This is a genomic window from Flavobacterium sp., assembly GCF_035456225.1.
Lineage (GTDB): Bacteria > Bacteroidota > Bacteroidia > Flavobacteriales > Flavobacteriaceae > Flavobacterium.
This window is the reverse complement of sequence record NZ_DATIDM010000027.1, coordinates 1-7,263: the sequence shown is the minus strand read 5'-3', so window position 1 is coordinate 7,263 and position 7,263 is coordinate 1. Positions and strand designations below refer to the sequence as shown.

Annotated in this window: 8 protein-coding genes; 3 read left to right on the top strand and 5 right to left on the bottom strand. The window is 39.4% G+C overall.

The features are described from left to right. The 5 genes from VLB74_RS01485 to hemH all read right to left on the bottom strand — a co-directional run. The coding region (locus VLB74_RS01485) for a Glu/Leu/Phe/Val dehydrogenase dimerization domain-containing protein (protein ID WP_325201700.1) at positions 1–269 on the bottom strand (269 nt) is incomplete at its 3' end. A 73-nt stretch (positions 270–342) separates the two neighbouring features. After that, complete coding sequence (locus tag VLB74_RS01480; RefSeq protein WP_325201699.1) at positions 343–1,125, bottom strand: enoyl-CoA hydratase/isomerase family protein; 783 nt, start codon at positions 1,123–1,125, stop codon at positions 343–345. A gap of 4 nt (positions 1,126–1,129) precedes the next feature. Then, a complete protein-coding gene (locus tag VLB74_RS01475) occupies positions 1,130–2,545 on the bottom strand; it encodes a sensor histidine kinase (RefSeq protein WP_325201701.1) in 1,416 nt (471 codons plus the stop codon). A 59-nt stretch (positions 2,546–2,604) separates the two neighbouring features. Next, on the bottom strand, positions 2,605–3,162 hold the full coding sequence (locus tag VLB74_RS01470; protein ID WP_325201698.1) for a CopD family protein: 558 nt from the start codon (positions 3,160–3,162) through the stop codon (positions 2,605–2,607). Positions 3,163–3,164: 2 nt separating this feature from the next. Further along, positions 3,165–4,187 carry a ferrochelatase gene (gene hemH / locus VLB74_RS01465; RefSeq protein ID WP_325201697.1) on the bottom strand — a complete coding sequence of 341 codons (1,023 nt, stop codon included), beginning with the start codon at positions 4,185–4,187 and terminating at the stop codon, positions 3,165–3,167. Between the two features lie 319 nt (positions 4,188–4,506). Between hemH and VLB74_RS01460 the strand changes: the two genes are divergently transcribed. From VLB74_RS01460 to VLB74_RS01450, 3 genes are read left to right on the top strand one after another with little or no spacing between them, the layout of a single operon-like run. Then, complete coding sequence (locus tag VLB74_RS01460; RefSeq protein WP_325201696.1) at positions 4,507–5,253, top strand: hypothetical protein; 747 nt, start codon at positions 4,507–4,509, stop codon at positions 5,251–5,253. 12 nt (positions 5,254–5,265) lie between these two features. Then, positions 5,266–6,036, top strand: a complete 771-nt coding sequence (locus tag VLB74_RS01455) for a hypothetical protein (protein ID WP_325201695.1) — start codon at positions 5,266–5,268, stop codon at positions 6,034–6,036. 7 nt (positions 6,037–6,043) lie between these two features. Beyond that, the gene (locus tag VLB74_RS01450) at positions 6,044–6,835 is read left to right on the top strand and encodes a hypothetical protein (RefSeq protein WP_325201694.1); all 792 of its coding nucleotides are present in this window, start codon (positions 6,044–6,046) and stop codon (positions 6,833–6,835) included. Positions 6,836–7,263: the final 428 nt, after the last annotated feature.

Genomic DNA, 7,263 nt, shown 5'->3' with positions numbered 1-7,263 from the left:
TTATAGGGTCCGATGGCCGAATTCATCTGGATACGGTATCCTTTGTTCACATGGATTTTCCCGGCATCATCGATCCAAGCGATGCGGAACATTAAAACCCTTTCCGGTTCAACCATTCGCTCTAAAAGCATTTTATCCTGGTACTTTTTATTTTCTTCAATAAAAGGGATTACCGTTTCGGCAACTTCCTTAACGGCCTGCAAAAACTCCGGTTCGTTCGGGTTTCGCAACTCAACCGTTTCTAAAAATTCTTTTACTTTTTGCAACATACTCGAAGATTGGTTTAGTGAGAGGTGTAATAAATTTACAAAAAAAGCGAACCAAAATCGGTTCGCTTTAAAATTATTTCCCAGGAAATTCCGCTTTTCTTTTTTCCAGAAAGGCCGTTGTCCCTTCCCTGAAATCTTCGGTTCCGAAACATTCTCCGAAAGCCCGGATTTCCGATTGGAACCCGTTTACCCCATCTGTATAATTATCGTTAATGGCCTGAATTGCCTTTCCTATGGCAACACTCGAATTTTTGGCAATTTTACCAGCGATTCCTTTTGCGAAATCCAGCAGCTCTGTTTGGGGAACCACATGATTTACCAATCCGTAGTTCAATGCCGTTGTTGCATCAACCATACCGGCGGTCATGATCATTTCCATGGCTCTTCCTTTACCAATCAGTTGTGGTAGACGCTGTGTACCGCCGTAACCTGGAATCACTCCTAAAGTCACTTCGGGCAATCCCATTTTTGCGTTATCAGAAGCCACTCGGAAGTGCGCTGCCATCGCCAGTTCCAATCCGCCTCCCAAAGCAAATCCGTTTACCGCCGCAATCACGGGAGTAGTTAAATTCTGCACGAAATCAAACAACAACTCCTGACCTTTAGCCGCCAATTGTGCTCCTTGTTCCACTGAAAAACTTGCAAATTCAGAAATATCGGCTCCCGCCACGAAAGCTTTTTCACCACTTCCCGTAACGATAATCACTTTGGTAGCTGCATCTTCATTTTCTGCTTTAAACGCACCGTGCAATTCTTCAATTGTTGCCTTGTTTAACGCATTTAACTTTGTCGGACGGTTAATAGTGATAACCGCAATACCGTTTTCTTTTTCGATTAAAATGTTTTCGTAGTTCATTTTCTTAAGTGTTTATTATAGGAAGTGTCACCGTAAATTCAGTTCCCTCGCCTAATTCGCTTTCTAATGTAATCGTTCCGTGGTAACTTTCCACGATATTTTTTATGATTCCCAAGCCTAATCCCATTCCGCTGGTTTTGGTGGTAAATTTAGGTTCGAAAATACGATTTTTATCTTCAATACTAATTCCTTTTCCGTTGTCTTTAACCACAATTTTTGCCGTATTGCCTTCGCGGAAAACCTTAACGGAAACATGCGGATTGGCTTCTTCATTCGGAATGGCCTCGATTGCGTTCTTAACCAGATTGGTAATGATCCGAATTACCTGGGTACGGTCAATTTTGGTGATGATTTCCTTTTCCGGAGCAGCGAATTCAATAAAATGTTCATTAAAGATGTCCAATGCCAGCTGAACAACATAAACGATATTCAAGGTTTCATTCTGCTGGGCCGGTAACGAGGCAAAGTTAGAAAATGCCGAAGCTACCGAACTCATCGTGTCGATTTGCTGAATCAGTGTTTTGGAATAATCATCCATTTTCTGGTACACATTCGGGTCAGTCGGGTCGAATTTGCGCTGAAAACTCTGTACCGTCAAACGCATGGGGGTCAGGGGATTTTTGATTTCATGCGCTACCTGTTTTGCCATTTCGCGCCAGGCCTCTTCCCTTTCGCTCTGTGCCAAAAGCACAGCACTTTCTTCCAGTTTATCGACCATGCCGTTATAGGCATCGACCAGCGATTTGATCTCATGACTGGTAGATTCCAGCTGAATTTTTTCGTTTTTCTTGTTTAATTGCGTTTCCCGGATTTTATCACTGATGGTTTGCAATGATTTGGTAATGTAACTCGACAGAAAATAAGCAATTACAAACGAAATCAGCAACATGAACAGGTATACCTGCCCGAATCGCATCAAGAAATTGCGAAGCTCGTTCTGATAAAAACTGGTTTCCTCCACATACGGAAGGTTTAAAATTCCAAGCGGTTTAAATTTGGTATCTTTTAAATAACTGTAAGAGGAACGATATTTTTGTCCGTTTATCATTTGCAGGTCCACAAAACGCTTGCTGGTGGAAGACTGTATGATTTTAAGAATAATCGGCGGTATCGGTTTTGCTACTTTATCAACCGAAAAAGCGCCTTTAGAAGAAATAAGCAAGTTGCCGTTTAAATCGTGGATGTTGATTTCAAGGCTGTGAATATTTGCCAATTCAAAGATTCTCTCTTTAAAAATCAGCGGTAGGTTATGGGTTGTAAGCGGATACGTTGTAGTGGAAAGAATATAATTGATATGCTCTGTAATGGCATCTTCTTTTCTTTCCAAACGGTCCTGATGGTAATCCCGGGCTTCTTTCTTAAACTGATAAATGGAAACCGCAGCAATTAAAACCGACGCAATCAGGGTTAGAAATACCATCGACAGGAAAATTCGTAATCGAAGGGATAACTGCGTTATTTTAATTGTTTTTGACATGCCTACGATTGGTTTTTTTCTCGTATTCGCTTATAGAACCTATAACCCAGCATCAGGATTAACGAAAAAAGAAAAATCCCGATTACGCCATATATCCAATTGAACGCGTCTTTTAATATCACCAGAAAAACCACAGCAAAAAGGATAAGCGTCGCACCTTCATTCCACAATCTGAAAAAACCCGAAGAATGTTTCACTTCATTTTTTTGCAATTGGAGGAAAATCTGGTGACATTTCAAGTGATACAAATACAGTAAAAAGACAAATCCTAATTTTACATGCATCCACGGCATTTGCAGCCAGACTTTTCCCAGAGCGGTTCCGAACAACATCATAAACGCAAAAGTACTCGCTAAAATAGCAGACGGCCAGGTAATGATATACCACAACCTATATGACATCAGTTGATATTGTTTAACAAGAATGTCCTGTTCCGGTTGGGGTTTTGATTTCGCCTCGGCATGGTAAACAAATAACCGAACGATATAAAAAAGCCCGGCAAACCATGTGATTACAAAGATCAGATGCAGGGCTTTTATATAATAATAATATTCAGCCATAATTAATTTTTAGCCCAATCGTTAATCCAGTTGGTCACTACCTGACACCACTGCTCATCATCGTTTAAACAAGGGATTGTCAAAAATGACTCTCCGCCGTGTTCGATGAATTCTTCATTGGCTCTCATGGCGATTTCCTCCAGTGTTTCCAAACAATCCGTAACAAAAGCCGGTGTAACAACGGCCACTTTTTTAACATTTTGTTTCGGATAGTCATTCAGTACAACGTCTGTGTAAGGCTCAAGCCATTTGTCTCCGGCCAGCCTTGACTGGAAAGTTACATAATATTTGTCTTTCGGAATCTGCAACTGTTCCACTACCAAACGGGTGGTTTCATAACAATGGGTTCGGTAACAGAACTCGGCTTCCGGAGTCCCTACTTCACAACACATTTGATCCGTTACGAACTTCTTGTGCTTCAGTGTCGGATCGGTCTTACGGACATGCCTTTCAGGAATCCCATGGTAGGAAAAGACCAATTTATCATACTCGAAATTCCCCAAATGATGTTTGATGGAATCGGAAAGCGCCTTGATATAATCCGGTTTATTATAAAAAGCCGGTACATCGGAAATTTTCATGTCAGGGAACTTCTTCTTGCGGATTTCTTCGGTAACTTCCAAAATCGTTAAGGTAGAAGCCATGGCATACTGTGGGTACAAAGGGAAAAGCAATACTTCACGTACTCCTTTATCATATAATTCCTTTAAACCCGCTTCTATAGACGGTTTACCATAGCGCATTGCCAAAGAAACAGGCACATCTGTTTTTCCAACTACTTTTTCATGCATCCTTTTTGAAAGTACAACCAATGGAGAACCTTCCTTCCACCATATTTTTCGGTAAGCTTCGGCAGAGCTTTCGGGACGTTTTCTCAATATAATTCCGCGAACCAGGAAAGCACGCAATAAATAAGGTACATCTATTACATATTTATCCATTAAAAACTCATCCAAATAGGGCTTGACATCTTTTGGTTCCGGACTCTCAGGAGAACCAAGATTTACCAATAACACTCCTCTCATTTCTATTTTTTTTCAAAAGTACTACTTATTAACGACATTGAGAATTACAAATTTTATCATGTTTTAAGATTTTTATAACATTTTTACTTACAAACTGATGCTTTTTCTTGTTAATTAATTTTTTTTATACTAAAATAGTATTTTTTGTTAGATTTTATCTATTTTTGGCCAAAAGACGAAAAAATTACACAAAACACTTATTCACAACGAATTAAAATACATAAAAATTATTATTTACAACATTTCACGCAACCTTTGTTATATTATTTCATCTATTAAGTGATTTGTTTTTAAAAAGTAAACTAAAAAAACTTGACCCATGACGAAACTTTACTTTATCCCCATCTTCGTTCTACTAAACTTTTCTCTTCGTGCTCAGGTTTCAGGTGTTGGAGTCGGGACAACCAATCCGCAACAAAAATTGCATTTAGCGTCCCCGACAGGAACAATCCGAATTGACGGTTTGAACTCCCCAAACAATCCCTATAACGGAGGAGGCATTGACAAAACCTATCCGCTTTATGTAAATGAAAACGGAGATCTTACTTTAACTATGTCGACATTCCAAAACAGTGACGGAACAGATGCCATAACATCTTCCACACCCTTATCAGGAACAACACTTACCATGTTGGCAGGAAGCTCCCCAATCGGAACGCGCAACACGGTTATCTTACCCTATACCATAACTGTAAACAGGGATGCTGTTTTAGAGGTAAAATACAACATCAGTTTTCAGGTATTAAAAGATGCAGCAACAAAAATAAAGGACGACAGACCAAGGCTGATTACCACTTTTTATACTCTTGACACTCCTACCTTATTAGCAACGACTCCAAGATACGGGCAAGCATCCAAATGCTATTACAACAATAACGATTTAGCAGCGTCAACAGCAAACGCTTCCGACATGGCCATGTACAACTGCAGCACAACTTACATAACGTTAACACCCGGCACACATACGCTTCGGTTTTATGGCGAATTAAAAACCGGAACCACCTCAATGGCGACAGTTGTCAATTTTGCCATTGGAAACGATTCGGTATTTATGAGATTATACTAAACTTTTAAGTCTATGAAAAACATCAAATACTTATTACTGCTACTTTCGACTTGCACTTTTGCTCAAGTCGGCATAGGTACTGCAAATCCGTTAAAAGACCTGCATATTGCCGGTACAACTTCAACGATACGAATCGAAAAGCTCAACTCGGTAAACAGTTCTGCGCTTAATGACGGCGTGAAACTGGCACCAGTATATGTTGACAAAGACGGTGAACTGACACTATATCCTTCAAATTATGCATCGGGAGGCGGTGTTCCGGGAAGCGTTGCTCCTCTAAACTTCCTAATCAATATTGGAAATTTCATCCCAGACGGTCCGAATTACAACGGAATCGTATTAAATAATGATTTGACCACAACAACAGCTGGTATGCAATTGATTTCGGTTCCATTCAACGCTCCGCAAAACGCATTAATAGAGGTGAAGTATGGCATCACAGTAGTTGTTTCGGATGTAGATATGATAGCGTCACCGTTAGGCTCACCGCTCGATGACAGATCTGCAAGAACTTTCGAGGTATATTTTTGCATTGATTTAAACAATGACGGATTAGACGCTACAGAACTTTCCAAACAGTACGGCAACAAAGGGCAAGCAGTAGCTTCCTCTATACAGGGAATTATGGGATATCCTTATATGAATGCTCACGGCTATGCCAATATCCCGGCAGGGAATCATTCTCTGAAATTTTTTGCAAAGACCACCGACGGAACCAGTAAATACACAAGCGTAGGTTTTGGAGGTGATTTGGATTATTTAAAAATCAGACTTTACAATTAGATAGACTATGAAGAAAATATACTATTTACTTTTGATAATGCCTTCAGCACTATTTTCGCAGATCGGAATCAAAACAACAACACCTTTAGAGGAGGTACACGTTGCAGGAAGCACTTCAACAATAAGAGTGGAAGGGTTAAACGCCACAAACAACTCTGCCAATTTAGGCGCAGGAAACACAACAAGAGTTTTTGTTGACGGAGATGGCGATTTGGTACTTGGAGCAGCAACCAACAATATTGAAGTTTTATTCAACCCTTTTAATTATTTGGCAGATCCTCAAACCACAGGAGGGGCCAATGCCAATGTGGTAAATCAGACCGGTACAGGATCCGGATATACTACCGCTGGATGGCCGAGACAATCGGGGGCGGGTTTGGACACATTTACATTAACCCGCAATGCCATTGTTGAAATCAACTATTCTATTAGCTGGGAAATTGAAAAATCGGGTAATCCCGTAGATGACCAGCATGCCAGGGTGGTACAAACCCTCATGTACCTTAGACGGGGAGGACCTTCAGGCCCCATTGTAACCAACGATTTAGATGGTGTTCCATTAACAATTGGATTTGCGTTAGGCTTAAACGGTCAATTTTACACCAGTGGATCAACGGCAGGTGCCAACAAACAAGGCTTCAACACAGGTACCGATTACATTAAATTAGGCCCCGGAACTTATTGCCCTATGTTCGCAGCACAGTTAGCAGTTGGCAATACCGGAGGGACAGGTGCCGTGAAAATGTTTTTAGGTGGCGGACAAGACGAAGTTCAGCTTATCGCCCATTATTATAATTAAAATTCACTTCTATCATAAAACTAAAGAGCAACCCTGTGGGTTGCTTTTTTTATAACACATTGTTAAGTATTTAATACTATTGATGGATAAATTTTATAATTTTTGTAATAACCAATAATTGTAAATAATTTTTTAAAATAATAGTTTTAAATTGTTATAATAAAAAGCCTACAATAAAAACAAGGTTTCTTTTATTTCTTCATATTTGTATTACAGGCTTTATCTGATTGTGTAATTCGTTTACTTCAGATATCTCTTAATATTTATAACAAAAAACAACAAAAAAGTTAGTTTTTCATTATTTTCAATGAAAGCTGACATTTCTTGCTATATTTACACTTATAGTGATTATTTGTTGTATTATTAAAGGAAATTTAATATTTATTTAAAACATAACGCAACCATATGAATTAAATTGCATCTAATAA